General features: G+C 70.0%; 27 protein-coding genes and 1 pseudogene. 17 read left to right on the forward strand and 11 right to left on the reverse strand.

Features of this window, described 5'->3' with window-relative positions:
- Positions 1-141 precede the first annotated feature (141 nt).
- The 7 genes from ABZ896_RS11985 (at position 142) to ABZ896_RS12015 (ending at position 5,383) form a co-directional block, all read left to right on the forward strand.
- Entirely contained in the window at positions 142-690 is a 549-nt protein-coding gene (locus tag ABZ896_RS11985; protein WP_360925916.1) for a 2-oxo-4-hydroxy-4-carboxy-5-ureidoimidazoline decarboxylase, read from the forward strand.
- A gap of 180 nt (positions 691-870) precedes the next feature.
- Positions 871-1,251: a succinate dehydrogenase, cytochrome b556 subunit gene (gene sdhC, locus ABZ896_RS11990; RefSeq protein WP_007384241.1), complete on the forward strand. Its 381-nt coding sequence runs from the start codon at positions 871-873 to the stop codon at positions 1,249-1,251.
- 5 nt (positions 1,252-1,256) lie between these two features.
- Positions 1,257-1,739: a succinate dehydrogenase hydrophobic membrane anchor subunit gene (locus ABZ896_RS11995; RefSeq protein ID WP_360925919.1), complete on the forward strand. Its 483-nt coding sequence runs from the start codon at positions 1,257-1,259 to the stop codon at positions 1,737-1,739.
- A gap of 23 nt (positions 1,740-1,762) precedes the next feature.
- On the forward strand, positions 1,763-3,517 hold the full coding sequence (gene sdhA / locus ABZ896_RS12000; RefSeq protein WP_360925922.1) for a succinate dehydrogenase flavoprotein subunit: 1,755 nt from the start codon (positions 1,763-1,765) through the stop codon (positions 3,515-3,517).
- A complete protein-coding gene (locus ABZ896_RS12005) occupies positions 3,517-4,278 on the forward strand; it encodes a succinate dehydrogenase iron-sulfur subunit (RefSeq protein ID WP_360925925.1) in 762 nt (253 codons plus the stop codon). The genes sdhA and ABZ896_RS12005 overlap by 1 nt, the downstream gene beginning before the upstream one ends.
- Positions 4,279-4,510: 232 nt before the next feature.
- Positions 4,511-5,050, forward strand: coding sequence for a hypothetical protein (locus ABZ896_RS12010; protein ID WP_360925928.1), 540 nt, complete (start codon positions 4,511-4,513; stop codon positions 5,048-5,050).
- 3 nt (positions 5,051-5,053) lie between these two features.
- Complete coding sequence (locus tag ABZ896_RS12015; RefSeq protein ID WP_360925931.1) at positions 5,054-5,383, forward strand: hypothetical protein; 330 nt, start codon at positions 5,054-5,056, stop codon at positions 5,381-5,383.
- Between the two features lie 10 nt (positions 5,384-5,393).
- On the opposite strand, the gene ABZ896_RS12020 is transcribed toward ABZ896_RS12015, so the two are convergent.
- Entirely contained in the window at positions 5,394-6,299 is a 906-nt protein-coding gene (locus ABZ896_RS12020) for a hypothetical protein (protein WP_360925935.1), read from the reverse strand.
- A gap of 146 nt (positions 6,300-6,445) precedes the next feature.
- Here ABZ896_RS12020 and ABZ896_RS12025 point away from each other — a divergent pair, with 146 nt between their 5' ends.
- Positions 6,446-7,729 (forward strand): M48 family metallopeptidase, encoded by a 1,284-nt coding sequence (locus ABZ896_RS12025; protein ID WP_360925938.1) that lies wholly within the window; start codon positions 6,446-6,448, stop codon positions 7,727-7,729.
- 9 nt (positions 7,730-7,738) lie between these two features.
- Here ABZ896_RS12025 and ABZ896_RS12030 read toward each other — a convergent pair whose 3' ends face one another.
- From ABZ896_RS12030 to ABZ896_RS12040, 3 genes are read right to left on the reverse strand one after another with little or no spacing between them, the layout of a single operon-like run.
- Positions 7,739-10,210: a DUF4132 domain-containing protein gene (locus ABZ896_RS12030; RefSeq protein ID WP_360925941.1), complete on the reverse strand. Its 2,472-nt coding sequence runs from the start codon at positions 10,208-10,210 to the stop codon at positions 7,739-7,741.
- Positions 10,211-10,214: 4 nt separating this feature from the next.
- The gene (locus tag ABZ896_RS12035) at positions 10,215-10,607 is read right to left on the reverse strand and encodes a hypothetical protein (RefSeq protein ID WP_360925944.1); all 393 of its coding nucleotides are present in this window, start codon (positions 10,605-10,607) and stop codon (positions 10,215-10,217) included.
- A 57-nt stretch (positions 10,608-10,664) separates the two neighbouring features.
- On the reverse strand, positions 10,665-11,096 hold the full coding sequence (locus tag ABZ896_RS12040; protein ID WP_360925947.1) for a DUF2752 domain-containing protein: 432 nt from the start codon (positions 11,094-11,096) through the stop codon (positions 10,665-10,667).
- A gap of 48 nt (positions 11,097-11,144) precedes the next feature.
- Here ABZ896_RS12040 and ABZ896_RS12045 point away from each other — a divergent pair, with 48 nt between their 5' ends.
- Positions 11,145-11,279: a hypothetical protein gene (locus ABZ896_RS12045; RefSeq protein WP_360925950.1), complete on the forward strand. Its 135-nt coding sequence runs from the start codon at positions 11,145-11,147 to the stop codon at positions 11,277-11,279.
- Between the two features lie 34 nt (positions 11,280-11,313).
- Here the strand turns inward: ABZ896_RS12045 and ABZ896_RS12050 are convergent, their stop codons facing one another.
- Positions 11,314-11,730, reverse strand: coding sequence for a TM2 domain-containing protein (locus ABZ896_RS12050; protein ID WP_360925952.1), 417 nt, complete (start codon positions 11,728-11,730; stop codon positions 11,314-11,316).
- 126 nt (positions 11,731-11,856) lie between these two features.
- On the opposite strand from ABZ896_RS12050, the gene ABZ896_RS12055 reads away from it, so the two are divergent.
- The 4 genes from ABZ896_RS12055 to ABZ896_RS12070 all read left to right on the forward strand — a co-directional run bounded on the left by ABZ896_RS12055 (position 11,857) and on the right by ABZ896_RS12070 (position 14,025).
- Entirely contained in the window at positions 11,857-12,267 is a 411-nt protein-coding gene (locus ABZ896_RS12055; RefSeq protein WP_360925955.1) for a VOC family protein, read from the forward strand.
- A gap of 107 nt (positions 12,268-12,374) precedes the next feature.
- Entirely contained in the window at positions 12,375-12,770 is a 396-nt protein-coding gene (locus tag ABZ896_RS12060; protein ID WP_360925958.1) for a hypothetical protein, read from the forward strand.
- Entirely contained in the window at positions 12,767-13,276 is a 510-nt protein-coding gene (locus tag ABZ896_RS12065) for a DCC1-like thiol-disulfide oxidoreductase family protein (RefSeq protein ID WP_360925961.1), read from the forward strand. Before ABZ896_RS12060 ends, ABZ896_RS12065 begins: the two co-directional genes overlap by 4 nt.
- A gap of 11 nt (positions 13,277-13,287) precedes the next feature.
- Positions 13,288-14,025, forward strand: a complete 738-nt coding sequence (locus tag ABZ896_RS12070; RefSeq protein ID WP_360925964.1) for a TetR family transcriptional regulator — start codon at positions 13,288-13,290, stop codon at positions 14,023-14,025.
- Positions 14,026-14,043: 18 nt separating this feature from the next.
- On the opposite strand, the gene ABZ896_RS12075 is transcribed toward ABZ896_RS12070, so the two are convergent.
- A complete protein-coding gene (locus ABZ896_RS12075; RefSeq protein ID WP_360926048.1) occupies positions 14,044-16,452 on the reverse strand; it encodes an MMPL family transporter in 2,409 nt (802 codons plus the stop codon).
- A 166-nt stretch (positions 16,453-16,618) separates the two neighbouring features.
- Here ABZ896_RS12075 and ABZ896_RS12080 point away from each other — a divergent pair, with 166 nt between their 5' ends.
- A complete protein-coding gene (locus ABZ896_RS12080; RefSeq protein ID WP_360925966.1) occupies positions 16,619-17,317 on the forward strand; it encodes a response regulator transcription factor in 699 nt (232 codons plus the stop codon).
- Positions 17,314-18,774 carry a HAMP domain-containing sensor histidine kinase gene (locus tag ABZ896_RS12085; protein WP_360925969.1) on the forward strand — a complete coding sequence of 487 codons (1,461 nt, stop codon included), beginning with the start codon at positions 17,314-17,316 and terminating at the stop codon, positions 18,772-18,774. Before ABZ896_RS12080 ends, ABZ896_RS12085 begins: the two co-directional genes overlap by 4 nt.
- A gap of 30 nt (positions 18,775-18,804) precedes the next feature.
- On the opposite strand, the gene ABZ896_RS12090 is transcribed toward ABZ896_RS12085, so the two are convergent.
- The 4 genes and pseudogenes from ABZ896_RS12090 to ABZ896_RS12105 all read right to left on the reverse strand — a co-directional run bounded on the left by ABZ896_RS12090 (position 18,805) and on the right by ABZ896_RS12105 (position 22,690).
- Positions 18,805-19,206, reverse strand: a complete 402-nt coding sequence (locus ABZ896_RS12090; protein ID WP_360925972.1) for an ATP-binding protein — start codon at positions 19,204-19,206, stop codon at positions 18,805-18,807.
- A gap of 122 nt (positions 19,207-19,328) precedes the next feature.
- Entirely contained in the window at positions 19,329-20,885 is a 1,557-nt protein-coding gene (locus tag ABZ896_RS12095; RefSeq protein WP_360925974.1) for an ABC transporter substrate-binding protein, read from the reverse strand.
- A gap of 222 nt (positions 20,886-21,107) precedes the next feature.
- Positions 21,108-22,432 (reverse strand): annotated as a pseudogene (locus tag ABZ896_RS12100) (metallophosphoesterase).
- Positions 22,433-22,447: 15 nt separating this feature from the next.
- Positions 22,448-22,690: a hypothetical protein gene (locus tag ABZ896_RS12105; protein WP_360925977.1), complete on the reverse strand. Its 243-nt coding sequence runs from the start codon at positions 22,688-22,690 to the stop codon at positions 22,448-22,450.
- A 91-nt stretch (positions 22,691-22,781) separates the two neighbouring features.
- Between ABZ896_RS12105 and ABZ896_RS12110 the strand changes: the two genes are divergently transcribed.
- Positions 22,782-24,143 (forward strand): D-alanyl-D-alanine carboxypeptidase, encoded by a 1,362-nt coding sequence (locus ABZ896_RS12110; protein WP_360925980.1) that lies wholly within the window; start codon positions 22,782-22,784, stop codon positions 24,141-24,143.
- On the opposite strand, the gene ABZ896_RS12115 is transcribed toward ABZ896_RS12110, so the two are convergent.
- Positions 24,091-24,999 (reverse strand): YihY/virulence factor BrkB family protein, encoded by a 909-nt coding sequence (locus tag ABZ896_RS12115; protein WP_360925983.1) that lies wholly within the window; start codon positions 24,997-24,999, stop codon positions 24,091-24,093. The genes ABZ896_RS12110 and ABZ896_RS12115 overlap by 53 nt on opposite strands.
- Positions 25,000-25,179: 180 nt before the next feature.
- Between ABZ896_RS12115 and ABZ896_RS12120 the strand changes: the two genes are divergently transcribed.
- Complete coding sequence (locus ABZ896_RS12120) at positions 25,180-25,935, forward strand: decaprenylphospho-beta-D-erythro-pentofuranosid-2-ulose 2-reductase (RefSeq protein ID WP_360925986.1); 756 nt, start codon at positions 25,180-25,182, stop codon at positions 25,933-25,935.
- The last annotated feature ends 35 nt before the right edge of the window (positions 25,936-25,970 follow it).

A 25,970-nucleotide genomic window follows, 5' to 3' on the forward strand; every position in this document is an offset into this window, starting at 1 on the left:
GGGTGGGGTGAGGGTGGTGTGTCCACCGGGCGTTCCGAAACTCTCCCGTGCGGGTGAAATTCGGGCATCCGTCGGACAGGTCATGCTCACTCTCGATAACGTGACGTCACACCGCTCACAGCTTCCCCTGCCGAAACACACGTGACGCCCACACATCTTTCCGGCCGACCGGCCATACCGTCCCTGCCCACCGTCCTGGACGCCTTCAACTCCGCCCCCGCCGCCGAGGCCCGGGGCCTGTTGCTGGACTGCCTCCGCAGCCTGCGCTGGGCGGACCGCATCGCGGCACACCGCCCGTACCCGACGGTCGAGGCGCTGCTGGCCGCGTCGGACGAGGCGGCGTACGACTTGACTCCGTCGGATTTGTCGGAAGCCCTGGCAGGAGAGACCTTGCCGGTGTTGCCGGACGGCGCGTATATGGCCGCCCACATGGCGATGGACGCGGCGCACGCGGCGTACGAGTCGAAGTTCGGCCACGCGTTCGTCATCTGCCTGGACGACTTGCCCCCTGCCGAAGCCCTCGATCACGTCCTGGCAGAAATCCGGTCACGTTTGACAAACGATCCGGAGGAGGAACGGGTGGTTGCTTCGGACGAACTCCGCCGCCTGGCAAAGGGACGTCTGGTCGGCCTACTCAGGGGCGCGGGGAACTGCGCGACCAGCCCCAACGGCGCCGCACCCAACGCATAACGCATCTTTTGGCCACTGATTACCCCATCCGCATGCCACTTTGATCACACAGGTAGGCCCGGAGTAAGCCGACAGCCGACGCCTGGATAACATGCTGAGGGCCGGTGGACCGTACCCGGCCGGGCCCACCGACCGCACAAGCCGGCGCGGCCCCGACACCCCGCTCCCGGAGGGACTTCCGTGCCGGCTGGAACGCTGTACCGCGGCCGGGAAGGAATGTGGTCCTGGGTGGCTCACCGAGTCACCGGCGTCCTCATCTTCTTCTTCCTGTTCGTTCACGTGCTGGACACCGCTCTCGTCCGTGTCTCCCCCGAGGACTACGACAAGGTCGTAGCCACGTACAAGACCCCACTCGTCGCGTGCCTGGAGTACGGCCTCGTCGCCGCCATCCTCTTCCACGCGCTCAACGGCCTGCGTGTCATCGCCGTCGACTTCTGGTCGAAGGGCCCGCGCTACCAGAAGCAGATGCTCTGGTCCGTCGTAGGCCTGTGGGTCGTACTCATGATCGGGGCGATCTACCCCGTCCTCGGCCACGCCGCTCGTGAACTGTTCGGGAGCTGAGACTGATGGCGACCACTGAAACCACCGCGTCCGGCATCGGCCCCGTCGAGGGCGGTTCCGGCTACGGCGTCGACAACCCGGCGCCCCTCATCGAGGCCCCGCGCAAGCGCACCAAGAAGACCCCCAAGTCCACCCGGGGCAACTTCGAGATGGTCGCGTGGCTGTTCATGCGGCTGTCCGGCATCGTGCTGGTCGTCCTGGTCATCGGGCACCTGCTGATCCAGCTCGTCCTCGACGGCGGCGTCTCCAAGATCGGCTTCGCCTTCGTGGCCGGCCGCTGGGCGTCCCCGTTCTGGCAGGTCTGGGACCTGCTGATGCTGTGGCTCGCGATGCTGCACGGTGCCAACGGCCTGCGCACGGTCATCAACGACTACGCGGAGCGCGCGAACACCCGGCTGTGGCTGAAGGGCCTGCTCTACATCGCCACGGTGTTCACCATCCTGCTGGGCACGCTGGTGATCTTCACCTTCGACCCGAACATCCGCTAGGCACGGGGCTGAGGAATTTCCTGATGAAGATCCACAAGTACGACACCGTCATCGTCGGCGCGGGCGGCGCCGGCATGCGCGCCGCGATCGAGTCGACGAAGCGCAGCCGTACCGCCGTGCTGACCAAGCTCTACCCCACCCGCTCCCACACGGGCGCCGCGCAGGGCGGCATGGCCGCCGCGCTGGCCAACGTGGAGGAGGACAACTGGGAGTGGCACACCTTCGACACCGTCAAGGGCGGTGACTACCTGGTCGACCAGGACGCCGCCGAGATCCTGGCGAAGGAGGCCATCGACTCGGTCCTCGACCTGGAGAAGATGGGCCTGCCGTTCAACCGCACGCCGAACGGCACGATCGACCAGCGCCGCTTCGGTGGGCATTCGAGGAACCATGGTGAGGCGCCGGTCCGCCGGTCCTGCTACGCGGCCGACCGCACCGGCCACATGATCCTCCAGACGCTGTACCAGAACTGCGTGAAGGAGGGCGTGGAGTTCTTCAACGAGTTCTACGTCCTGGACCAGCTGATCACCGAGGTCGACGGCGTCAAGAAGTCGGCCGGTGTCGTGGCGTACGAGCTGGCGACCGGCGAGATCCACGTCTTCCAGGCGAAGGCCGTGATCTACGCGTCCGGCGGCTGCGGCAAGTTCTTCAAGGTGACGTCGAACGCGCACACGCTGACCGGTGACGGCCAGGCCGCGGTCTACCGTCGCGGGCTGCCGCTGGAGGACATGGAGTTCTTCCAGTTCCATCCGACCGGCATCTGGCGCATGGGCATCCTGCTGACGGAGGGTGCCCGCGGTGAGGGCGGCATCCTCCGCAACAAGGACGGCGAGCGCTTCATGGAGAAGTACGCGCCGGTCATGAAGGACCTCGCGTCCCGTGACGTCGTGTCCCGCTCCATCTACACGGAGATCCGTGAGGGCCGCGGCTGCGGTCCCGAGGGCGACCACGTCTACCTGGACCTCACGCACCTCCCGCCGGAGCAGCTGGACGCCAAGCTGCCCGACATCACGGAGTTCGCGCGGACGTACCTCGGTATCGAGCCGTACACGGACCCGATCCCGATCCAGCCCACCGCGCACTACGCGATGGGCGGCATCCCGACGAACGTCGAGGGTGAGGTCCTCAGCGACAACACGACGGTCGTGCCGGGCCTGTACGCGGCGGGAGAGGTCGCGTGCGTTTCCGTCCACGGCGCGAACCGTCTCGGCACCAACTCACTGCTGGACATCAACGTGTTCGGTCGCCGGGCGGGCATCGCGGCGGCGGAGTACTCGCAGAAGGCCTCGTACGTCGAGCTGCCGGAGGACCCCGCTTCGCTGGTCGTCTCCCAGGTGGAGGCGCTGCGTACGTCCACGGGCAGCGAGCGCGTGGCGGTCCTGCGCCGCGAGCTGCAGGAGACCATGGACGCCAACGTCATGGTGTTCCGCACCGAGCAGACGATCAAGACGGCGGTCGAGAAGATCGCCGAGCTGCGCGAGCGCTACAAGAACGTGTCGATCCAGGACAAGGGCCGGCGTTTCAACACCGACCTCCTGGAGGCGATCGAGCTCGGCAACCTGCTCGACCTCGCCGAGGTCATGGCGGTCTCCGCGCTGGCCCGCAAGGAGTCCCGCGGCGGTCACTACCGCGAGGACTACCCCAACCGCGACGACGTCAACTTCATGCGCCACACCATGGCGTACCGCGAGGTGGGCGACGACGGCACCGAGTCCATCCGTCTCGACTACAAGCCGGTCGTCCAGACCCGCTACCAGCCGATGGAGCGTAAGTACTGATGGCTACCCCTGTTCTGGACAAGGTGGAGGCAGAGTCCGCCGCGTCCCCCTACATCACGGTCACGTTCCGGGTCCGCCGCTTCAACCCGGAGGTCTCGGCCGAGGCGGTCTGGGAAGACTTCCAGCTGGAGATCGACCCCAAGGAGCGGGTGCTCGACGGCCTCCACAAGATCAAGTGGGACGTCGACGGCACGCTGACCTTCCGCCGGTCGTGCGCGCACGGCATCTGCGGCTCGGACGCGATGCGGATCAACGGCAAGAACCGCCTGGCCTGCAAGACGCTGATCAAGGACATCAACCCCGAGAAGCCGATCACGGTCGAGCCCATCAAGGGCCTGACGGTCCTGAAGGACCTGGTCGTCGACATGGAGCCGTTCTTCCAGGCGTACCGGGACGTGATGCCCTTCCTGATCACGAAGGACACGAACGAGCCGACGCGGGAACGCTTCCAGACGGCGGAGGACCGCGAGCGCTTCGACGACACGACGAAGTGCATCCTCTGCGCGGCCTGCACCTCCTCGTGCCCGGTCTTCTGGAACGACGGCCAGTACTTCGGCCCGGCGGCGATCGTGAACGCCCACCGCTTCATCTTCGATTCGCGTGACGAGGCCGGCGAGCAGCGCCTGGAAATCCTGAACGACCGCGACGGCGTCTGGCGCTGCCGCACCACGTTCAACTGCACGGACGCCTGCCCCCGAGGCATCGAGGTCACCAAGGCGATCCAGGAAGTGAAGAGGGCGCTGATCACCCGCCGCTTCTGACCTTCCCCACTTGACCTCAGGCCCCCGTTTCCGTCACTTCGGAAACGGGGGTCTCTGGTGTTTTTGGCGTGTTCGCGCCACTACTGAAGGAGGCATTCCGCCGTCACACTCCGAACCACCTGGTCCGAAACCTTCGGGAGGGGGAGGCGTGGCGGAGGAGTTCAAACCCCCGGAGCAGGGGGACATCCCTTGGATTGCGCCGACACCTCTCGGATACGGACCAGCCGACTCCATGGCGCTCTTCGTCGCCGCCCCGCTACTGACGGCCGCAGCGCTCTCCCTGGCCGGGGTGGTCGGTGGAGCCGACGACCATTTCCGCTGGCCCGGGCCGATTCTGCTGCTGCTCGTGATCTCGGCGCTCCTGCTCATCGCAAGCATTCAGCTCAGTTACCACTCAAGGCTCTACCTGTATTCGTATGCGGATCTAGTCGACTGGCTGTCCGAAGGCTACGTCGGCAAGAACTTCGCCTCGCTCCACGCCAAGCAGGAACGGGACCACGCCAAGTGGAAGACATACGCCCGCGCGGCCGTGTGGTGTTTCAATCTGGGCACCGTGCTCCTGGGGTTCGGAGTGGCCGCGGCACTCGTCCCACCGCCCGGGGCCGTGCAGTCCCCCTGGCGTTGGGCCGCCGCGATCGTCGCCTTTGTGGCGACCGCCCTGGACACGGTCTGGATCGCGCGTCTCTACCGCAAGGCGACCTCCGATCCCGTCGGCGTGAATCTCCGCCGCTCCGCCGCCCGCATCCGTCGCTTCATCAGCAGAGGGAGCTGATCGATGATCACCCAGTTCGAACTTCCAGGATTCCCCTTTCCGCTTGACGCCCCTCTCTGCCCTGGTTGCCGGGTGGAGGTTCCCACGGGAACCGGTAATGGCTACAAGGAGCGCTACACGGAGGCCGAACGAGCCGCGTGGCTGGACGGCATCCGACCGTACGAAGCTCCCACAGAGGCTGCGCTCAGAGATCCTCGCGGATTCGCCTTCGTCCACGACCGGGACGACTGCCGCTACCTCGAACTCCCTCCGGTCGTCCTCCAAGACGGATTCCAACCCGCGGAAGAGGCTCTGAAGAAGGTGTGGCTCGCCAGGCAGCAGCGGCCCTCGTAGGTCCCACCGATCAGTCCCCGCCCCCTTCCCGCCGTTGTCGATGCGTCCTGGCGCCGTGGTCGTATCGCACGTCGGCACCCCCTCTTCCGGTGACCAGGTCCGAGATCCCGGCGAACAACTCCAGTTCCTCTCCCCGGTCGTCAGGCAGCCGATGGTGCAGCGCCTCCGCCAGGTCGAACCGGTGCAGGTCGTACACGACATGCATCAGACCGGAGTACGACTGGGCGGCGATGACTGCCCCTTTGTAGGCCACCCCGGCCGACACCAGGGTGGCCCCGCACAGCCACCAGGCGGACGGCTCGTCGTACAGGGCCACCGCCCCTGCCCCGGTGAGTGCCAGGAAGGACCAGCAGAGATTGACCGCGGTGTCCAGCGCATCCCTGGTGGAGCGCAATGCCTCGCCCAACCGGTCCGACACCTGCGGATAGATCCGCGGCCAGGAGGAGAGGGTGGTCAGTCCGTAGCGCTCACCCGCGCTCAGCTCACCCGCGCGCAGGGCGTTTCCGAGCGCGGTGGGCAGAAGAGCCTCGGCCGGCGGCCGGGCCGCAAGACGGCGCCGGGCATCTGCCCGCATCCGGAGGGCGGTATCACCACGGACCGCCCTCTCTGCCTTCTTCCGCAACACCTGCCACCGCCTGCGTTGCACTCGGACCAGCAACCCGGCGAAGCTTGCCGTGAGGGCCCATCGGTCCCAGTAACCTTCGAGGACCCTCACCGCCCGTACCTGAAACGGATCTAGCAGCAGGCCGAGCAGGGAGGCGAAGACAACGACCGACGTGGTCAGGCTGAAGGCTGCTTCCGGGCGCTGCGGCCACACCGCACCCCAGGCGCTCCGCCCCGTGAAACTCCCCGCCCGTACCAGCGCGAGCACCCCCGCGACGAACAGCGCGCACGGCGCGAAATGCACCGTCAGCACCCGTCGCACGATGCCCGCCCTCCCCGTACGTCACTTGAGTGCTGTTCAGTATGGGGTTTACCCGGCCGATCCCGTATCGTCCACTGCGTCGATCATGTACACAACGACTTCTGGGGAGAGGTCGTCGCAAGGGGGGAACGCGGCCGATGCATGCCGTAGGGGAGCAGACACGGCAACCGTGTCCGGAGTGCGGGGCGGAGATCCGTACGGACCGCCGTTTCACCACGTGGTGCGCGGTCTGCGACTGGAACGTGGATCCGCAGCGGCCGGACGAGCCCGCGCGCGGTCTGAAGAGCATGCGGCGCAAGGTCGCACAGCGCTACGGCGAGCGGCTGTTCGGTGAGTTGAGTTCCACCGACGCTCCGGAGCCGACGGGGCGGACGGCCGTCGGCCTCGCGGCCTCTGCGGTCGCGCTCGCCGTGCACGGACTGACCGCCGCCCTCGCCGCCGCCGGCATCGGCCTGCTGGCCAGCGGCTGGGGTGGCCCCAGCGTGCTGCTCGGGCTGGTCCTGCTGGCACTGGCGTGGTCGCTCCGCCCCCGGCTGAACCGGCTGCCCAAGGACGCCCGCGTCCTGCTGCGGCACGACGCGCCCGAACTGTACGCGCTCATCGACGAGATCGCCGCCGCCATGGGCACCCGTGGCGTGGACGCCGTCGTCGTCGACGACGAGCCCAACGCGAGCGTGACGCACCTCGGTGTCCGCCGCCGGATGCTGACGCTGGGGCTGCCGTTGTGGGAGGTGCTGACCCCGCAGCAGCGGGTCGCGCTCCTGGGCCACGAGCTCGGCCACTTCACCCACGGGGACACCCGGCGCGGGATGGTGGTGGGCACCGCCTACCGGTCGCTGTCGACCTGGTACTACTACGTCTCCCCCATCCGGCATCCGAAGCCCCTCGAAGTCATCGCCAACCTGTTCTACATCCTGCCCCGCACCCTGATCACCGGCGTGGTCGCGCTGCTCGACCTGCTCACCGCCCGGGCCTCCCAGCGCGGCGAGTACCTGGCCGACACGGCGGCCGCCCGTGCCGGCTCCACCGAGGCCGCGACCGGGCTGATGGACCGTCTCCTCGCGGCCGACTCGATCACCACCGTTCTGACCCGCGAGGCCAACAGCCGCCGCATACGCGGCCGGAGCCGGATCTCCGAAAGCGACGCCGACGGTCTGTGGGAGACGCTCGCCGCCCACATGGACTCCATCCCGGAGTCCGAGCGGGAACGCCTTCGCCGGGTCGGTGCGCTCCGCGGCCACAGCGTCGACGCGAGCCACCCGCCGACCCATCTGCGCCTGAGGCTCCTGCTCGACAGCAAGCCCGCGGACGCCTCGGTCACTCTCGGCGCCGACCGCTCCGAGCGAATCGCCGGTGAACTGGCCGATGCCCGCAGAGCGGTGGCGAAGGAGATCGTCAGGGACGGGTTCGTGCACCTCTGACGGCTCGCGTCACAGCTGGCTCAGGATCGTCGGGTCCGTGATCTTCGTGTCGTTCGCCAGCATCATCGCCTTGCTCAGGATCACCGCCAGCCCCCGGTCCCCCTCGAAGGGGAGGTAACCCGCCTGGGGAGTCGTGGGGTTGGCGGTCGGGACTATGCAGAGGTACTGGTCGTTCGGGGTGCGGAGGATGTTCGTCGAGCCGAGGTGGATCCTGTACGTGTGGCGGTCGCCCTTCACCTGGAGGAAGCGGCCCTCCAGGGTGCAGCGGTCGGCTATCGCGAGGCGGGGGATCAGGCGGGTCAGCAGGGTGCGGCGGGTTTCGGCGGTGGCGCTCAGGTCGCCGAAGCCGTACGACGTCCAGTACTCGCGGAAGCGGCCTTCGGGGCCGCCGTCCTGCCAGGTGGGGTCGTTGCCGATGCTCGCGACGCCCACGAACAGGTCGACGTCGCGCAGGACTTCGGAGAGGACCAGGGGCGGGACCGAGGCGAGCGGGACGGGGTCCACCGGGGCCGCGCCGTCGCGGAGCCACATGTGGTACTCGCCGCCGGAGCAGTGCGCCGAGTTCTCCGGGGCGTCGATCGGGTAGAAGCGGACCTGGTCGGTGCGCAGGCGCAGGAAGCTGCCGGAGTCGGTGCTGTCCACGCCGTAGTGCTCGCCGTCGCCCTCGATCCAGTACTCGGCGCGCAGTCCCCAGCGCGGCAGTTCGCGCACGGCCGGCGGTGCCGTGTCGTCGACCATCAGGCGGAGCCGGTTGCGCCAGCCCCTCGCCGCGGCCAGGGAGTGGAACTGGTGCTGGCGCAGGATGTGGGCCGCGAAGCGGTTGGAGTAGGTGCCGGTGGTGCGTTCGGCGTCCGTCAGCAGGTAGACCTCGCGGTGGGCCTGCTTGAACGGCTGCGTGACGCCATGGCGTTCCAGCCAGTCGCGCCAGGCGACGATCTCGGCGGGTTCGTGGTCGACGGGGTGCCAGAGACGGACCTTCGCGCCGTCGCTCACAGGGTCGTCGGCGAGGGTGCGCAGCGTCCCGTCGGCGTACCCGACCGTGGTGCCGTCGACCGTCCACAGGAGACGGCGGGCCAGGGTGCCGACCAGGGGGTGGTCCACGTAGCGCTCGCGCCAGGTGTCGTAGGACCAGGTGCGGTCCGCGAGGAACTGGCGGTCCAGGCGCTCGCTCTGCGCCGAGAGCATCTTGTCGATGTCCTTGACGGCCGCCTTGAGGTCCTTGAGGGCGTCGGGGTGGTCGCGCCTGACCGACGCCGGGACGCTCTTCACCGCCTTCCCGGTGGCGTTGTTCCAGGTCAACTGGGCTTTCGTACCCCGTACTTCGAGTACGGCGGTCGCCTCGCCGAGCTGCTGTCGCGACCGGCCGACCTCCGTCAGGCCGTAGGCGGGCACGGCCAGTTCCTCGATCTCCTCGCGGCCGAGGCCCATCGCCGCCGCCCGGGCGTCCAGGCTCGTCTCGAGGAGCTTGAGCGTGCCCTTGAAGGTGACGCGGGTGGCGAGGCGGGCCAGTTCCGCAAGGGCCGCTTCGCTGTCGATGCGGGCCAGGGCGTTGACGCCGGCGTTGGCGACCTTCGGGTTGCGCGGGCCGACGCCGGGGACCTTCTTGAGGGACGTCTCGACGAGGGCGCCGAGCACGCGGGCCGTGTCCGGGTGGGGCGGGAGGAGGGAGAGCAGCCAGGTCAGACCGCGCAGGGCGTTCGCGTTGTACGGGTCGTAGACGCTGTTGACGTGCGGGTCGTACGGGCCACTCTCCAGCTCGAAGGTGCGGGGCCGGCCGACGAGGGCGAGCCAGCCGGTCACCGCCTCGCGGACCCGGTCGGGACCGAGCGTCCCGGCCAGCGCGGCGGCCCGCTGGTCCCACTTGGCGGAGGGCTTGGCGGCGGTGGCGGTCGCGGCGAGCGTGAACAGCTCGTGCCAGGCGGGGTGGCCGGACTCCGTGTCCCTCAGGGCCTGTTCGGCCCACTCCTCGCCGACGTTGAGCGCCGGCTCGGTCAGTTTCTTCGCCGTCCTGGGGAGGTCCTCGTTCTGGTAGGCGTGCAGGACGGAGCGACGGACGGTGGCGACGACACCGGGCGCGATCGGGCGGCCCGCGGCCAGCTCGGCCTCGATGAGGTTCTCGTAGCGGGCGCCGTACCAGAAGGAGTGCTGCCCGGCTACCCGGTCGAGCAGGGCGAGGCGTTCCGCGAGGAGGCGGTCGTGGGGCGGCAGGTCCCGGGAGACGATACCCAGCAGGACCAGCGCGTTCTCCCGGGCGATCGGGCCCGCCTGTTGCGAGTGGTACTGGGTCACCAGGCCGTCGGCGACCCTGGACCGCGCCTCCGGCGGCAGTTCGAGCAGCCGGGCGAGCACGCCGTCCCACAGGCCGGTCCAGTTGCCGTCGTTGACGGCGGCCGCCTTGAGCAGGTCGACGGCGAGTTCTTCGAGTTCGTCGTCGGCGCTCCGTTGCCGGATCAGGTCCTTGAATCGCTGGATCTGGCCCATGTCGTCATCCCCCCACCAGTGGTACGAGCTTCAGGAACGTGACCTCCGTGCCGAGCGGCAGATCTATCTGCTCGTCGAGGTCGGTGACCTGGCGGTCGCCCACCAGCACGAGGAAGCCGTTGCCTGTGAAGGCCTTGAGGGCCAGGGCCGTCTGGGTCTCGGGGTCGATGGGGCGGGGAGTACGCAGCGCGTAGCCGTTCAGCACCCGCTCCGTGTCCTCGGGCTGGACCAGGCCCTGGAACACGGCGGGTGTGCGCGCGTTGAACTCGGCGGCCTCCTGGAACACCCGGCGGCGGATCAACTCCCGTACCGCAAGGCGCTCCTCGGCGATCTCCAGACCCCAGCCGTCGCTGCGGCCACCGCTTGTCGTCTCGTCGACGAACGTCACGATTCCCATGCCGAGACAGTACGGGGCACCACTGACAACGGGGTGGGGCAGGCGCTCCACGGTCCGTCAGAAGACGTTGCGTACGACCGTCCAGGCCACGGCGAGCGCGAGGACGACGATCTGGGCGCGGGGGCCGAGCGCCGGGTGCCAGCGGCGGCCGTGCAGGCCCTCCCAGGCCCATCGGCCCAGCAGGGCGAGGGCGTACGGGGACGCCAGCAGCAGGGCCCGGTTGTCCAGCCAGGCCTCGGTGAAGTGGCCGTGCATCAGGTCGTACACCATGCGGGTGCCGCCGCAGGCCGGGCAGAGCAGACCGGTGACCATCCGGAACGGGCAGCGGGGCAGCAGGTGCCCGGGCTCGTGCGGATCGGCACCGTAGAGATAACCGGCCCCGACCGCTCCCGCGACGAGTACGGCCGCGGGTCCGGCGGCGGGGTGCCGCAGCGGGGACAGCAGCCGGGACAGCGGGCCGGGCGCCGACGCCGGGCTCCGGCCGTGCACCGGCTGCCCACCGGAAGCCGACACGGAACCGGCCGGCGGCTGCTTCCGATGCTCGAACTCAGACCACGGCTGCGGCTGCGGCTGCGGCTGCGGCTGCGGCTGCGGCTGCGGCTGCGGCTGCGGCTGCGGGGCGAACGGTGGCCCGTCCGCAGAGACTCCGCCGCCGCTCTCCCCGTCGCCTGAACCCCGACGCACTTCGGCTCGACGCCCCCCGCCCCTAACTCCGAAGAACCCGGCCCTGCGCATCGGTGTGGTCGTTCCCGGTGAGGAGGAGGATGCCGTCGATCAGGGCCCAGATGCCGAAGCCGCCGCACGTGAACAGCTGGGCGAGGCCCAGGCCGACGTCACCCAGGTAGAAGCGGCCGACGCCGAACGTGCCGAGGGTGAGCTGGAGGATGCCCGCGATGACCTTCGACTTGTCGGAGTACGGACGCCCGTAGGGGTCGTAGCCGTAGGGCGCGTTCGGGTCGCCGGTGTACATCCCGGGAGGGAGGTAGCCGGGCGGCGGGTAGCCCTGGTACCCCGGCGGCGGATACCCGGGGCCCGGCGGCGGGTGTCCCGGCTGCTGCGCACCCGGCGGCTGGTTCGGATAGCCGTACCCGGAAGGGTCGGGCTGCGGCGGCTGCTCGCTCAAGGGGAACTGCTCCTGGGGACCGAAGCGGGAGGACCCGCGAAAAGACGACAATGAGCCCGGTCATCATGCACGACGGACCCCGCGTCGCAGAAGCCCGTTTCGCCGGGACCGCTCTAATCTGACGACATGTCAGATGACCAGTCGTACGAACTGCTCGGCTTCGACAACGTCCTGCTCCCCGTCGGCGACCTCGGCGAGGCCGTCGCCTTCTACGAGCGCGCGGGCTTCACCGTGGGGTTCCGCCTCGACGAGGCCGGCATCGCCCTGCTGCGGGTCGGCGGCGAGACGCCCGGGATCCTGCTGCGCCAGGAGGACGCATGCGGGCACCGTCCGCCGCCGTGGCCCGCCACGCGCGTGTGGCTGGAGGTGCCGGACGCGCGGGCAGCCGCCCGCAGGTTGCACACCGCGGGCGTTCCCCTGCTGGACGCACCGTTCTCCGTGGCCACCGGCTGGACCGTCGAGGTCGCCGACCTCTGGGGCAACGTCATCGGATTCACCGACTACACCAAGCGCCCGGAACTGGCCCGCAGGACATGACGGCGAGAGTGATCCAGACCTCACTCCCATCGAGTTGAACACGTTCAAAAGCAGGTCTAGAGTCTCTCCCGTCAGCGTTTTGAACGCGTTCAAGAAGGGGGAGGCGCATGGACCGCACGGTCGTCGCCTACGTCATCTACCTGCTCGTCAGCGTCGCGCTCACCATCTGGGTGGCCCGCACGCTCAGCCGCAACGGGCGGATCTTCCTCGCCGACGTCCTCAAGGGCAACGAGCAGCTCGCCGAGGCCGTCAACCACCTCCTGGTGGTCGGCTTCTACCTGGTGAACCTCGGATTCGTCGCCCTCTACCTGAGCGGTGACGACACGATCGAGGACACCCGCGGCATCTTCGAGGCCCTGTCGACGAAGCTGGGCGTGGTCCTGCTGGTGCTGGGAGCGATGCACCTCGCAAACGTTTACGTGCTCAACCGGATCCGGCGCCGGGGCGCCCTGGAGCGGGAGCAGGTGCCGCCGGTCGCGCCGCAGGACTGGGTCCGGGCATGACGGCGAACGCCGCTCCGGCGGACCGGACACCCCCGGTCCGCCGGCTCACCGTCCTCTACGACGACCGGTGCGCGCTCTGCACCTTCCTGCGCGACTGGCTCGTACGGCAGCCGCAGTTGGTGCCGCTGGACCTGGTGCCCGCGGCCTCCGAGGAGGCCCGGCGGCGGTTCCCCGGACTCGACCACCGGGCCACGCTCGACGAGATCACCGTGGTCGGCGACTCGGGGCAGGTCTACCGCTCCGCCGCCGCCTGGATCGTCACGCTGTGGGCGCTGCGCGAGCACAGGGGACTCGCGCATCGCCTCAGCACACCGTCCGGGGCGCGGCTCGCCAAGGGGGCCGTGCTCGCCGCGGCGAAGTGGCGCGGGGCCCAATGGGGCGGAACACCCCAAGGGGCACAGGGTGGACGGACCTACCGACGGGCGGACGGATGGTCGTACGACCCGAGTACGGGCTGGACCTACAGTCCACCGGGCTGCGGCGGCGACGCCTGCGCCACTGGTTAGGCTCTCTTGCTGTGCCCGCCAAGAACGAAGGCCCCGAAGAGGGCTCCGCGCCGTCCACCAAGTCCGAGCAGACCCGTGCGCTGATCCTGGAGACGGCGATGCGGCTCTTCCAGGAGCGGGGCTACGACAAGACCACCATGCGGGCCATCGCCAAGGAGGCCGGGGTCTCGGTCGGCAACGCGTACTACTACTTCGAGGGCAAGGAGCACCTGGTCCAGGGCTTCTACGACCGGCTCGCCGCCGAGCACCGGGTGGCGATCCGGGACGTCCTGGCCCACGAGAAGGACCTGGAGGCGCGTCTCGCGGGCGTGCTGAAGGTGTGGCTGGACATCGCACGGCCGTACCACGAGTTCGCGGTGCAGTTCTTCAAGAACGCCGCCGACCCCGACAGCCCGCTCAGCCCCTTCTCCGCCGAGTCGGAGCACGCGCGCGAGGAGGCCATCTCGGTCCACCGGGAGGTGCTGCGGGGGGCGACGAAGACGAAGGTCCCGGAGGAGCTGCGGGACATCCTTCCGGAGCTCATGTGGCTCTCCCAGATGGGGCTCGTCCTCTACTGGGTCTTCGACCGCACGGAGGGACGGGAGCGCAGCTACCGGCTCGCGGAGCGAGGCGCCAGGCTCACCGCGAGGGGGGTGTCCCTGGCCCGCTTCCGGGTGCTGCGCCCCCTCGTACGGGAGGTGCACGAGCTGTTCACGGACTTCCTGCCGGGCATGACGAACGCCCTGCCGGATCCGTCGAAGAAGAGGTGACTCCCAACGGGTCGACGTCTAGTTGACGGCGTCCACCTCACCCTCGGCGAGCTCCACGTCGTACACCAATGGGCCCTCCGCCACGACGACGTGCCCCGCGCGTGAGCCGTACGACGACGCGGTCGCCGCCAGGAGGTACGTGCCCGGGCCCGGGACCGAGACGATGTAGGAGCCGTCGGCCAGGGAGACGACGCGGTCGAGCTGGCGGCCGCCCTTGGAGAGCAGGGTGACGGCGGCGCCCTCCAAGGGCTCCCCCTCGGTCGTACGGACGAAGCCGTGGACCACCGTCGAGGGGCCCTCGGTGGCGGCGGGCGGCTCCGTGAGCGCCTCTTCCTTCGGCTCGACCGCCAGGTGCGGCAGCCGCTTCTCCAGCCACTGCGGCAGCCACCAGTTGGACTTGCCGAGCAGGTGCATGGCGGCCGGCACCAGGGCCGTACGCAGGACGAAGGCGTCCAGGGCGACCGCCGCGGCCAGGCCGACGCCCGCCATGGCCGCGCCCGAGTCGCCGCTGAGGACGAAGGCGAGGAAGACGCAGACCATGATGAGGGCCGCGGAGTTGATGACCCGGCTGGTCTCCGCCAGGCCGACGCGTACCGCGCGCGCGTTGTCGCGCGTGTGGACCCACTCCTCGTGCATACGGCTCACCAGGAACACCTGGTAGTCCATCGACAGACCGAAGAGCAGGGACAGCATGATGACCGGCAGGAAGGCGTTGATCGGGCCCTCCTTGCCGAGGCCGAGCGCCTCCAGTCCCCAGCCCCATTGGAAGACCGCCACGAGGACGCCGAAGGAGGCGGCCGCGGCGATCAGGTTCATCAGGGCGGCCGTCAGCGGGACGACCAGGGAGCGGAAGGCGACCAGCAGGAGCAGGAAGCCGAGGCCGATGATGGTCGCGATGAACAGCGGCAGACGGTCGCCCGTGACCGACGCGAAGTCCTTTGAGACCGCCGTCACGCCGCCGACATGGGCCTGCGCGCCCGCCTGCGGGATCACCTTGTCGCGCAGGGTGTCGATCAGTTCGTCCGTCTCCTTGGACTGCGGTGACGTCGTCGGGACGACCTGGATCACCGTCACGCCCTGGGCGGGCGGCAGCGCGGCGACCCGCGCGACCCCGGGGGTCGACTCGATGCCCTGGACGAGGGTGGCCGTGTCACCGCCGTCGGCGACCACCTGGAGGGGGCCGTTGAAGCCGGGGCCGAAGCCCTCGGCGAGCAGGTCGTAGGCCTTCCTGGTGGTCGTCGAGGCGTCGTCGTTGCCCTGGTCGGTGGCGCCGAGGCGGAGCGAGAGGACGGGGATCGCGAGGACGGCCATGACGACCAGGGCGAGCGCGGCGATCCGGCGGGGGCGCTTCTCGACGTTCACCGACCAGCGGGCGGCGAGACCGCTCGCCCCCTCCGGCGCGGGCCCATTGGCGGCCAGCCGGCGCCGCTGGCGGCGGCTGAGCACACGCGGGCCCAGGAAGCCCAGCAGGGCCGGGAGCAGGGTCGCGGCGGCCAGGACGCTCAGCACGACGGTGAGGGACGTGCCGATGACCACGCCGTCCAGGAAGCGCAGTTGGGTCACGAGCATGCCGGCGAGCGCGATGCAGACCGTGCCGCCCGCGAACAGCACCGCGCGGCCCGAGGTGTTGAGGGCGGTGACCGCCGCCTCCTCGGGGTCGAGGCCGCGTTCGATGCCGCGCCGGTGCCGGGTGACGATGAACAGGGCGTAGTCGATGCCGACGCCGAGGCCGATCAGGGAGGCCAGCAGCGGGGCGATGTCGGGGATGTCGGTGGTGTGGCTGAGCAGCTGCGTGGAGAACAGGCCCATGCCGACGCCGAAGACCGCGATGGCGATCGGCAGCGTCATCGCGAAGAAGGACCCGAAGGCCAGGAAGAGCACCAGGGCCGCCGCGCCGATGCCGACTATCTCCGACAGGCCCTGGGGCGGCTCCTGGACGCGCTGGATGGCCTGCCCGCCCAGCTCCACCTGGAGGCCGCCGCGTTCGGCGCCCTGGGCGGCGTCCACGACGTCCTCGACGAGCTTCTTGGGCACCTCGTTGGCCCGCTGGGTGAAGGTCAGCTGGGCGTAGGCGATCGTGCCGTCCCGGCTGATCTGGGCCGCGCCCCGCGGGCCGTAGGGACTGGTGACCGCGCCCACGCCGGGCATCTTCGCGATCCCGTCGAGGACCGGCCGGATCCGGTCCTGGACCGCCTGGTCCTTCACCGAGCCCTCGTCGACCTTCCACACCACGGTGTCGGTGTCGCCCGAGGTGGCCGGGAAGGCCTTCTCCATCAGGTCGTACGCGCTCTTGGAGTCCGTGTCGGGGAGGGAGAACACGTTCGCGTAGTTCGTGCCCGCCGTCGAGGCCGAGAAGCCCAGCCCGAACAACGCCCCCACCCACAGCAACAGGACCACCAGCCGGTGCCGATAGCACCAACGTGCCAATGCCGCCACGCTCAACTCCCCTTTGATCGGTCGGAAGGTCCCCCAGGTCCTGCGCAGCAGAATGGGCGACGCCGCCCCGCGCGTGACACAGCTCGCCCATGACTCTCAAGGAACTCCAAAGCTCGGACCGGGCCCGTTGTCAGTGGTCGCCCCGATACTGAGGAACATGACTGGGGGAACGACGGGTCCGGGGACCGTGCTGGTGGTGGAGGACGAGGAGAGCATCGCCGACGTCCTCGCGATCGCCCTGCGCTACCACCGCTTCGAGGTGATGGTCGCGGGCAGCGTGCGCGAGGCGCTCGTACTCGCCGGGCAGACCCGGCCGGACGCGGCGCTGCTCGACGTCATGCTGCCCGACGGCGACGGCCGCGCCCTCGGCAGGCAGCTGCGCGCGGAGCGGCCCGACCTGGCGCTGGTCTTCCTCACCGCCCGCGACTCCCCCGCCGAGATCGTCGGCGCCCTCGGCTTCGGCGACGACTACATCACCAAGCCGTTCAACATCGACGAGGTCGTCGCCCGCATCACCGCGGTGCTGCGCCGCACCCGCCCGGCCGACGTCCTGCCGCAGCGACCGCCCCTGCGCTACGGCGACCTGGAGCTGGACGAGACCACGTACTGCGTCCACCGCGACGGCCGCTCGGTCGAGCTGACCCCCACCGAGTACGCCCTGCTGCGCTTCCTGGTGAGAAACGGCGGCCGGATCGTCCCCAAGGAGCAGCTGCTGCGCCATGTCTGGCAGTACGAGCACACCCCACCCGAGTCGACCGTCGTGGAGACCTACATCAGCTATCTGCGGCGCAAGCTGGACACCCTGGGAGCGCCGGTGATCACCACCCGGCGGGGTGTGGGATACGGGCTCGCATGAGGATCGGGGGGCCGCTGGAGCGACTGTGCCGGACGCGCGGCGTCCGCTCCCTGCGCGGCAAGCTGACGCTCGCCAATGTCGTGCTGCTCGCGATCGGCATCGTCGCGGCGACCGTCGTGAGCGTGATGGGCATGCGGTACTACCTGCTGGACCAGATCGACAGCCAGCTCATCAAGACCCGTGACTCCCTGGGCGGTTCCCAGCTCACCCTGCGCCAGATCGACTCGCTGAGCGCCCTGAGCTTCGTCCGGGACCGCCTCGTACCGGAGGACGAGGACCACGCCCCGGAGACGGTCTTCGCCGCGGTGGACTCCCGGGGCGCCCCGATGGAGATCCTCGGCTTCGCGCCGACCGGCACCCAAAGGGCGCTGGCCGAGGCGATCGGCGACCCGCGCGGGCTCGCCGCCGACTCCGAGCCGCACGACCTCTCCCTGGACGGCTCCGCCTACCGCGTCACGGCGACCCGGCTCGGCGACGGCAACTACGCCCTCATGGCCGCCCCCACCGACGTGCTCCACCAGGGCGTCGCCAAGGCCATCCGGCTCGACCTCGCCATCGGCACCCTGCTGCTCGCGCTGCTGGCGTGTCTGACGATGGTCAGCGTCCGGCGCCGGATGCGGCCGCTGGAGGACATGGTGGAGACCTCCTCCGCGATCGCCGAGGGGGATCTGACCCGGCGGGTGCCGTCCAGCCGGGAGGCCACCCTGGAGGTCGAGCAGCTGCGCCTGGCCCTCAACTCCATGCTCCATCAGGTCGAGTCGGCGTACCGCACGCGCGAGCGCAGCGCGGCCCAGCTGCGCAGCTTCGTCGCCGACGCCTCGCACGAACTGCGCACGCCCCTGTCCGCGATACGCGGCTATCTCCAGCTGTACGACAAGGGGATGCTGAGCGACCCCGACGAGCGCAGACGGACCTGGGGGCGGATGATGGCGGAGGCCGACCGGATGGGCCGGCTCGTGGACGAACTGCTCACCCTGGCCCGCCTCGACCAGCAGCCCGAACTGCGCTTCCGCAACGTCGACCTGAGCCGTCTGGTGCGCGACGCCGCCGAGGACCTGCGGGCGCAGCAGCCCGAGCGGCCGGTCACCGTCGGCGCGCAGGGCGCGCTGCTGGTGCGGGCCGACGAGTCGGGGCTGCGCAAGGTCCTCGGCAACCTGGTGGGCAACGTCCGCACGCACACGCCGGCCGAGGTGCCGGTGCGGCTGCAGGTGGAGCGGGAGGACGGGGTCGTACGGCTCTGTGTCGCCGACGAGGGGCCCGGGCTGTGCGAGGAGGACGCGGCCCGTGTCTTCGACCGCTTCTTCCGTGCCGGCGGCGGCGCGGGCAGCGGCCTGGGCCTCGCGATCGTGCAGGGCGTGGTGCGGGCCCACGGGGGCGAAGTGGCGGTGCGCACGGCGCCGGGCGAGGGGCTGGCGGTGACGGTCACGCTTCCGGCGCGGGCGGGGGCGGTGCCGTAACCCCTGGCGTGGCGGCAGTGGTCGTACGCCTCAGGCGTTGGCGAGCACCAGGGCCCATACGGTCTTGCCGTGGATGCCGCGGCTCCAGACCCCCCACGCGGCGGCGATGTTCTCCACCAGGTGCAGGCCGCGGCCGGTCTCCTCCAGGTCGCCGACGACCCGCAGGCGGGGTTCGAGCCGGCCCTCGTCGGAGACCTCTATGAGGCAGGAGCCGTCGGCGAGGGCGGTCACCGCGACCTCGAACTCACGCTCAAGGAGCGGCCCGTGGCGCACCACGTTGGTGGCCAGTTCCGACACCAGCAGCACCGCGTCGGCCAACGCCGGATCGTCCGGCCCGTGCCCCCAGTCGGCCAGATGGTCCCGGACCCGCCGCCTGGCCAGACCGACGGAAGCCGGATGCCGGGGCAGCCGGAAGGAGTTGCGTCTCAACACGTTTGCTCCTCACCGCGCACACACCTCCGTCACATGGTGCTGCGTTGAGTGGCTGCCCGGCGTCACTCGGGCGAATGTCAGTTCCATGAAAACGCGTCAGATACGGCGCAATCGCATCGGTTCTAGATCCAGTCGAGGCGCCAGAGCCGGAAGACCCCGGTGCCGTCCGAGAGATACTGGCCGCCGCCGACGTCCTCGCTGGTCACGACGTACTCCTTCGCCTGCCACAGGGGGATGACCGGGACGTCCTGGGCGACCGCCGCCTGGAGCCGCTTGAAGTCCTGGTCGGTGTCGCTGCGATCGGCGTACTGCTGGCTGGCCTGAATCAGCCGGTCGACCGTGGCGCTGCTGTAGCCGGTGTTCATGGTGCCGTCGGTGCCGACGAGCGGGGAGCCGTAGGTGTCCGGGTCGGGGTAGTCGGCCACCCAGCCGACCGCGTACGCGTCCAACTTCCCGGTCGCCCACTGCTTCTGGAACTTGGTCCACTCGTAGCCCTTGAGCGTCACCTTGAACAGGCCGCTCGCCTCCAGCTGCTTCTTGATCTCCTTGGCCTCGGCCTCGGCGCTGCCGCTGCCCTCGCCATAGCCGTAGGTGAAGCTCACCGGGGTGCTCACGCCGGCCTTTTCGAGCAGGGCGCGCGCCTTCTTGACGCTCGGCTCGGGGTAGTCGTCGAAGAACGACGTGGTGTGGCCGGTGATGCCGGTCGGGATCAGCGAGTACAGCGGGTCCACGGTGCCCTCGTAGACGTCGGCGGCCAGCTGCTCGCGGTTGATCAGCCAGGCCAGGGCCTGGCGCACCTGGGTGTCGTGCAGCGGCTTTCCGGCGCGGGTGTTGAGGTAGAGGTTGCGGACCTCGGAGCTGTCGGCCTCCGAGACGCGCTGGCCGGGGTCGCTCGGGTTCAGGTCGGCGAGCACCTTGGGCGGCAGCTGGCGGTAGGCGACGTCGACCTGCTTCGCCTTCCAGGCGCTGTTCAGCTTGGTCGAGTCGGCGTAGTAGAGAAGCTCGATCGGGCGGCGGGAGCCGCTGACGGCGCCCTTGTAGTCGCCGTTGGGCGACAGGACCGCCTTCTTCTCCTTGGTGTACGTCGACAGCTCGTACGGGCCGGTGCCGTCGACGCCGGGGCTGGTGCGCAGCCCGTCGGCCGGGTACTCCGTGTGGTCGACGATCGCGCCGGCTCCGGTGGCCACCTTGAACGGGAAGGTGGCGTCCGGCGAGGAGAGGTGGAAGGTGACCGCGCGGCCGGCGGTGGTGACCGACTTGAGGGTGTCCAGCAGGGAGGCCGGGCCCACGTCGGAGTTGATCTTCTTGACGCGGTCGAAGGAGTACTTCACGTCCTCGGCGGTCATCTCGCGCCCGCTCGGGAACTTGATGCCCTCGCGCAGCTCGCACCGGTACGTGCGCAGATCGCTGCCCTGGAAGCCGCAACTCTCGGCGGCGTCCGGCACGGGGGAGGCGCTGCCCGGCTCGAAGGCCAGCAGTGACTGGAAGACGTTGTTGAACAACGCCCAGGAACCGGCGTCATAGGCTCCGGCCGGATCGAGTGAGGTGATGACGTCCGTCGTCCCCACCTTGATGGTCTTGCCGGCGTCCTCCTGCGACGGCAGCAGCTGCCAGCCGCCGACTCCGACCACGCCCAGCACGAGCAGTGTCGCGAGAATCCGCATGCGAACCGATCGCATCGGGTTTGCCCTCCCCGGACCCCTTCGGGTCCCAGTGCACATGCCACCCCCTAGTGGCGCGGTCACCTAATCACAGGTGTTTCACCTGGGGGAAGAGGGATTTTCCGAGTTTGACAAGCCGTTACCGCAAGGAGTTTCAGCCATGTTTCACAGAGCTCGCACAGGATCCCCCGCGAACTGCGACGCAACGCACCCCTTTGGCCGTACGGCGGCCCGGCGTCCTCACGCCTGTGTCGACGCCAGTTCGATCACCGTGACGTCCGAGGGCGCTCCCACGCGCGTGGGCGGGCCCCAGGCGCCGGCGCCTCGGCTGACGTAGAGCTGGGTGTCGCCGTAGCGCTCCAGGCCGGCGACGGTCGGGTTCGCGGCGGCCGCGAGGAAGTTGCCGGGGAAGAGCTGGCCGCCGTGGGTGTGGCCGGAGAGCTGGAGGTCGACGCCGTGGTCGACGGCGTCGTGGATCTGCACGGGCTGGTGGGCGAGGAGCACGCACGCACGCGTGGTGTCCCGGTCGCCGAGCGCCTTGGTGAAGTCGGGTCCCTGTCCCTCGCTCTCGCCCGCGATGTCGTTGACCCCGGCGAGGTCGAACCACGCCAGTTCCGTACGGTCGTTCTCCAGCGGGCGCAGTCCGAGGCGCCGTACCTCCTCGACCCACTGCTCGGCGCCGGAGAAGTACTCGTGGTTGCCGGTGACGAAGAAGCTGCCGTGGCGGGCCCGCAGCTGGGCGAGGGGGCCGCGGCCGCGCCCAGGTCCTTGACGCTGCCGTCCACCAGGTCGCCGACGACCGCGACGAGGTCGGGCTGCGTGGAGTTGATGGTGTCGACGACCGTCTGCGCGAAGCCGCGGCCGAGGACCGGGCCCAGGTGGATGTCGCTGACCACGGCGATCCGGTAGCCGTGCGCCGCGCGCGGGAGCTTGGCCAGGGGGACGGTGACCCGCTTGACCTTCGGCCCGCGCAGGACGCCGTAGGTGCCGTAGCCGACGGTCCCCGCGGCGGCCACGGCGGCGGCTCCGGCGACGACCCGGGAGACGAAGAGACGGCGGGAGGGGGCGGGGGCGGGCGTGGCGGCGGGGGTGGTCGGTGCGGGCTGCTCGGGGAACGGCTGGGACTCCGGCTCCGTGTGCGCGGGCTCGGACGCGGGCGGTTCCCCGGCCGGCACCGGCGCCTTCCGCGGCTCCTCGCGCGGCAGCTGTCGTACGGCCGTCTCGGCGGGCTCCCGCTGCCGGTCCCGGCGGTCGAGGAAACGGCGCAGCAGGGGCCGTACGACCTCGCCCGCGACCACGGCCAGCAGCAGGTAGATCGACAGCGCGAGCCACAGGAAGCCGGGCCAGGCCAGGACCTGCTGGAGCCAGAAGGGCGCGCCCGCGCGCTCCGCGACCAGGGCGCCGACCGCGAGCACCCAGCCGCCGGCGACGACCGCCGCGCCGATGCGACGGACGGGGCCGGGGCCGCTGGTGGTGTCGCGGAACAGTCGGCGCCACAGGTACCAGTTGGCCGTCACCAGGACGCCAACGGCGAGCAGCGCGAAGAGAATGATCACGCTCTGCAAACTCCTGAGGACCGGCTATGAGTTCCCACGCAGTGCGCGCACTCCGCGCAACCCGATGACGCCCACGACAGTCCCCAATACGAAGGAAACGACCGCCAGCAGCAGGTGCACCCAGAAATACCCCGTCGGGTCACCCGCGTCGTCGAACGCGAGACCGCTGGCGTCCTTGACCAGGTTCTTGACGAAAGTGATCCAGATGATCCAGCTCCACACCCCGAAAGCGAGCAGGAACCAGGAGACGGGGCGGCTGAGCTTCATGCGTTCAGTATCGCCGTCGGCTGTCCGGTTCCGTGGCCGGGGTGGGGAGGCGGGCGGGACTTCACGCTCAGCGCCATGTACGTTCCTGAGCGTGTTCGCTCTTCAGAAGACCACCGGGCGATCCCTGGTGGTCACCTCCGCCGCAGTCCTGTCGTCCCTCGCGTTGACCGCCGTACCCGCCTTCGCCGCGCCTTCGCCGTCGCCGTCACCCTCGGCGTCCGCTTCGGGTTCGGCGTCACCTTCGGCTTCGGCTTCGGCTTCGGCGAGTCCGTCGGTCACTCCCCCGGCGAAGATGTCGACCGTGGGCGGCGCCCGGCTCGGTACGGCGGGTGCGCAGGTCTCTCTGGCGGCCGGGGTCCCGGTGCTGCCCAAGGGGCTGACGGCGCGCTCGTGGATCGTCGCCGACGCGGAGAGCGGTGACGTGCTCGCCGCGAACAACGCCCATTGGCGGCTTCCTCCGGCGAGCACCCTGAAGATGCTGTTCGCGGACACCGTGCTCCCGAAGTTCCCCAGCGCGGAGAAGCACAAGGTGGTCCCCTCGGACCTGGCGGGCATCGGCGCCGGCTCCAGCATGGTCGGCATAAAGGAGAACGAGACCTACACGGTCCACGACCTGTGGCTCGGCGTCTTCCTGCGCTCCGGCAACGACGCCGTGCACGTCCTGTCGGCGATGAACGGCGGCGTCGCCGAGACCGTCAAGGAGATGAACGCGCACGCGGAGGAGCTCCAGGCCCTCGACACGCAGGTGATCAGCCCCGACGGCTACGACGCCCCCGGCCAGGTCTCCTCCGCCTACGACCTGACCCTGATCGCCCGCTCCGGACTCCAGAAGAAGGACTTCCGCGAGTACTGCTCGACGGTCACCGCGAAGTTCCCGGGCGAGACGAAGAAGAACAAGAAGGGCAAGACCGTCCGCAAGTCCTTCGAGATCCAGAACACCAACCGGCTCCTGAGCGGCGACACGGACATCGCGCAGTACCAGGGCATCGCGGGCGTCAAGAACGGCAACACCACCAACGCGGGCGCCACCTTCACCGGCGTCGCCGAGCGCAACGGCAAGGTGCTGCTCGTCACCGTCATGAACCCCTCCAAGGAAGAGCACAACGAGATCTACAAGGAGGCCGCCAAGCTCTTCGACTGGGGCTTCCAGGCGACCGGCAAGGTCCAGCCGGTGGGCGAGCTGGTGGCGCCCAAGGGGGCGCAGACCGGCGCCCAGCCGGGGGCCTCCGGCGAGGCCGGGCAGGCGGGCGGCGGCTCCGGTGACTCCGGCGGTTCCGGCGCGTCCGGGGCCGCGACGCCGGTCACGAGCGCCACGGCCGAGGGCGGCTCGGGCGGCGTGGGCACCGCCCTTGCGATCACCGGCGGGGTGCTGGTGCTGCTCGCGGGCGCCGCGTTCCTGGTCAACCGCCGTTGGCCGCTGCCGGATCTGGTACGTCGTCGTCCTCGCCAGTGACCTCCGTCTCCTTGCTCTGCGTCGCCGTCCAGGCGGCACAGAACAGGACGAGTTTCGCCGTGAAGTTGATCCACAGCAGCAGGGCGACGGGAACGCCGAACGCGCCGTACATGCTCTTCGTCGCGACACCCTGCATATAGCCGCTCAACAGCAGCTTGAGCAGTTCGAAGCCGACCGCGCCGGTCAGCGCGGCGACGACCAGACGGCGGCGCCTCGGCTCGACGCCGGGCAGCAGGGTCAGGACGTAGAGCAGCAGCAGGAAGTCGGCGAGTACGGCGACCACGAAGGCGGCGATCCGCAGCAGGACGCTGCCCCAGCCGGCCCGGTCGATGCCGAGTTCGTCGGTGATCCAGCCCACCAGCGCGGAGGCGACGGTGGAGATGGCGAGGGTGGCGAGCACGGCGCCGCCCAGCCCGACCAGGATGCCCAGGTCCTTCCCCTTGCGCAGGACCGGGTTCTCCTCCTCGTCGGGCAGCTCCCAGACCGCGCGCAGGCACTCGCGCATCGAGCCGGCCCAGCCGATGCCGGTGAACAGCAGGGCGGCACCTGCGATCAGGCCGATGGTCCCGGCGTTCTGCACCAGGCCGTCGATGTCCAACTGCTCGGAGATCCCGGGCACCTGGTCGGCGATCTTGTTCTGGAGGTCGGCCTGCTGCTTGCCGCTCAGGGTGGCCGCGGCGATCGCCGCGGCCACGGTCAGCAGCGGGAAGAGCGCCACGAAACTGGTGAAGGTCATCGCGGCGGCGAGCCGCGTCCACTTCACCCGGTCCAGCCTCTCGTACGACCGCCACGCGTGCGTGGCCGTCAGGCGCACCCAGAGGGGGCCGACGACGGGGAGCTTCTTCAGCCAGTCCATGATCCGACTCTGCCCTTCGTCCTGAAGCGCCATGTGCGCCTGCCCCGGCGGTATGGAGCGACGTCCCATTAATCACCCATTTCGGCGAGAGCGTTGACGTTTCAAAGCCGATCTCTCGCAGAGGGGCGATACGTTCACCGCCGCCGACCCACTCTCTAGCGATCTTCAGGAGCTGCTGTCGTGAAGGACGCCTTCGGTCTTCCCCGGTCCCTGCTCGTCCTCGGCGGTACCTCCGAGATCGCGCTGGCCACCGCGCGCCGTCTCGTCGCCCGCCGCGCCCGTACGGTGTGGCTCGCGGGGCGCCCCTCTCCGGCCCTGGACGCGGCCGCGTCGCACCTGCGCGTGCTGGGGGCCGAGGTGCACACGGTCGCCTTCGACGCGCTGGACCCCGAGTCCCACGAGGCGGTGCTCGGCAAGGTCTTCGCCGAGGGTGACATCGACATGGTGCTGCTCGCGTTCGGGATCCTCGGCGACCAGGCGCACGACGAGCGCGAGCCGGTCGCCGCGGTCCGGGTCGCGCAGACCAACTACACGGGCGCGGTCTCGGCCGGTCTCGTCTCCGCGCGCGCGTTGCAGGCGCAGGGGCACGGCTCACTGGTGGTGCTCTCCTCGGTCGCGGGCGAGCGCGCCCGTCGCGCCGACTTCATCTACGGCTCCAGCAAGGCGGGCCTCGACGTCTTCGCCCAGGGGCTGGGCGACGCGCTGCACGGCACGGGCGTGCACGTCATGGTCGTACGCCCCGGGTTCGTACGCTCGAAGATGACGGCGGGGCTGCCGGAGGCTCCGCTCACGACCACACCGGAGGCCGTTGCCACGGCGATCGAACTGGGGCTGCGGCGGCGCTCCGAGACGGTGTGGGTGCCGGGGGCGCTCCGCGCGGTGATGTCGGCGCTGCGGCATGTGCCGCGGGGGGTGTTCCGGCGGTTGCCTGTCTAGGGCGATGGTCGCTGCGGGTGTGGGTGACGGTCGGT

This window comes from Streptomyces sp. NPDC047072, assembly GCF_040643855.1.
Classification (GTDB): Bacteria; Actinomycetota; Actinomycetes; order Streptomycetales; family Streptomycetaceae; genus Streptomyces.

Coding starts and splice junctions, on each gene's coding strand:
- ABZ896_RS12015 (WP_360925931.1), top strand. CDS start 5,054: ATGATCACCCAGTTCGAACTTCCAGGATTCCCCTTTCCGCTTGACGCC.
- ABZ896_RS12025 (WP_360925938.1), top strand. CDS start 6,446: ATGCATGCCGTAGGGGAGCAGACACGGCAACCGTGTCCGGAGTGCGGG.
- ABZ896_RS12080 (WP_360925966.1), top strand. CDS start 16,619: ATGACTGGGGGAACGACGGGTCCGGGGACCGTGCTGGTGGTGGAGGAC.
- ABZ896_RS12005 (WP_360925925.1), top strand. CDS start 3,517: ATGGCTACCCCTGTTCTGGACAAGGTGGAGGCAGAGTCCGCCGCGTCC.
- ABZ896_RS12030 (WP_360925941.1), bottom strand. CDS start 10,210: ATGGGCCAGATCCAGCGATTCAAGGACCTGATCCGGCAACGGAGCGCC.
- ABZ896_RS12095 (WP_360925974.1), bottom strand. CDS start 20,885: ATGCGATCGGTTCGCATGCGGATTCTCGCGACACTGCTCGTGCTGGGC.
- ABZ896_RS12115 (WP_360925983.1), bottom strand. CDS start 24,999: ATGGACTGGCTGAAGAAGCTCCCCGTCGTCGGCCCCCTCTGGGTGCGC.
- ABZ896_RS12045 (WP_360925950.1), top strand. CDS start 11,145: ATGCTCGAACTCAGACCACGGCTGCGGCTGCGGCTGCGGCTGCGGCTG.
- ABZ896_RS12060 (WP_360925958.1), top strand. CDS start 12,375: ATGGACCGCACGGTCGTCGCCTACGTCATCTACCTGCTCGTCAGCGTC.
- ABZ896_RS12055 (WP_360925955.1), top strand. CDS start 11,857: ATGTCAGATGACCAGTCGTACGAACTGCTCGGCTTCGACAACGTCCTG.
- ABZ896_RS12105 (WP_360925977.1), bottom strand. CDS start 22,690: ATGAAGCTCAGCCGCCCCGTCTCCTGGTTCCTGCTCGCTTTCGGGGTG.
- ABZ896_RS11995 (WP_360925919.1), top strand. CDS start 1,257: ATGGCGACCACTGAAACCACCGCGTCCGGCATCGGCCCCGTCGAGGGC.
- ABZ896_RS12085 (WP_360925969.1), top strand. CDS start 17,314: ATGAGGATCGGGGGGCCGCTGGAGCGACTGTGCCGGACGCGCGGCGTC.
- sdhA (WP_360925922.1), top strand. CDS start 1,763: ATGAAGATCCACAAGTACGACACCGTCATCGTCGGCGCGGGCGGCGCC.
- ABZ896_RS12065 (WP_360925961.1), top strand. CDS start 12,767: ATGACGGCGAACGCCGCTCCGGCGGACCGGACACCCCCGGTCCGCCGG.
- ABZ896_RS12035 (WP_360925944.1), bottom strand. CDS start 10,607: ATGGGAATCGTGACGTTCGTCGACGAGACGACAAGCGGTGGCCGCAGC.
- ABZ896_RS12010 (WP_360925928.1), top strand. CDS start 4,511: ATGGCGCTCTTCGTCGCCGCCCCGCTACTGACGGCCGCAGCGCTCTCC.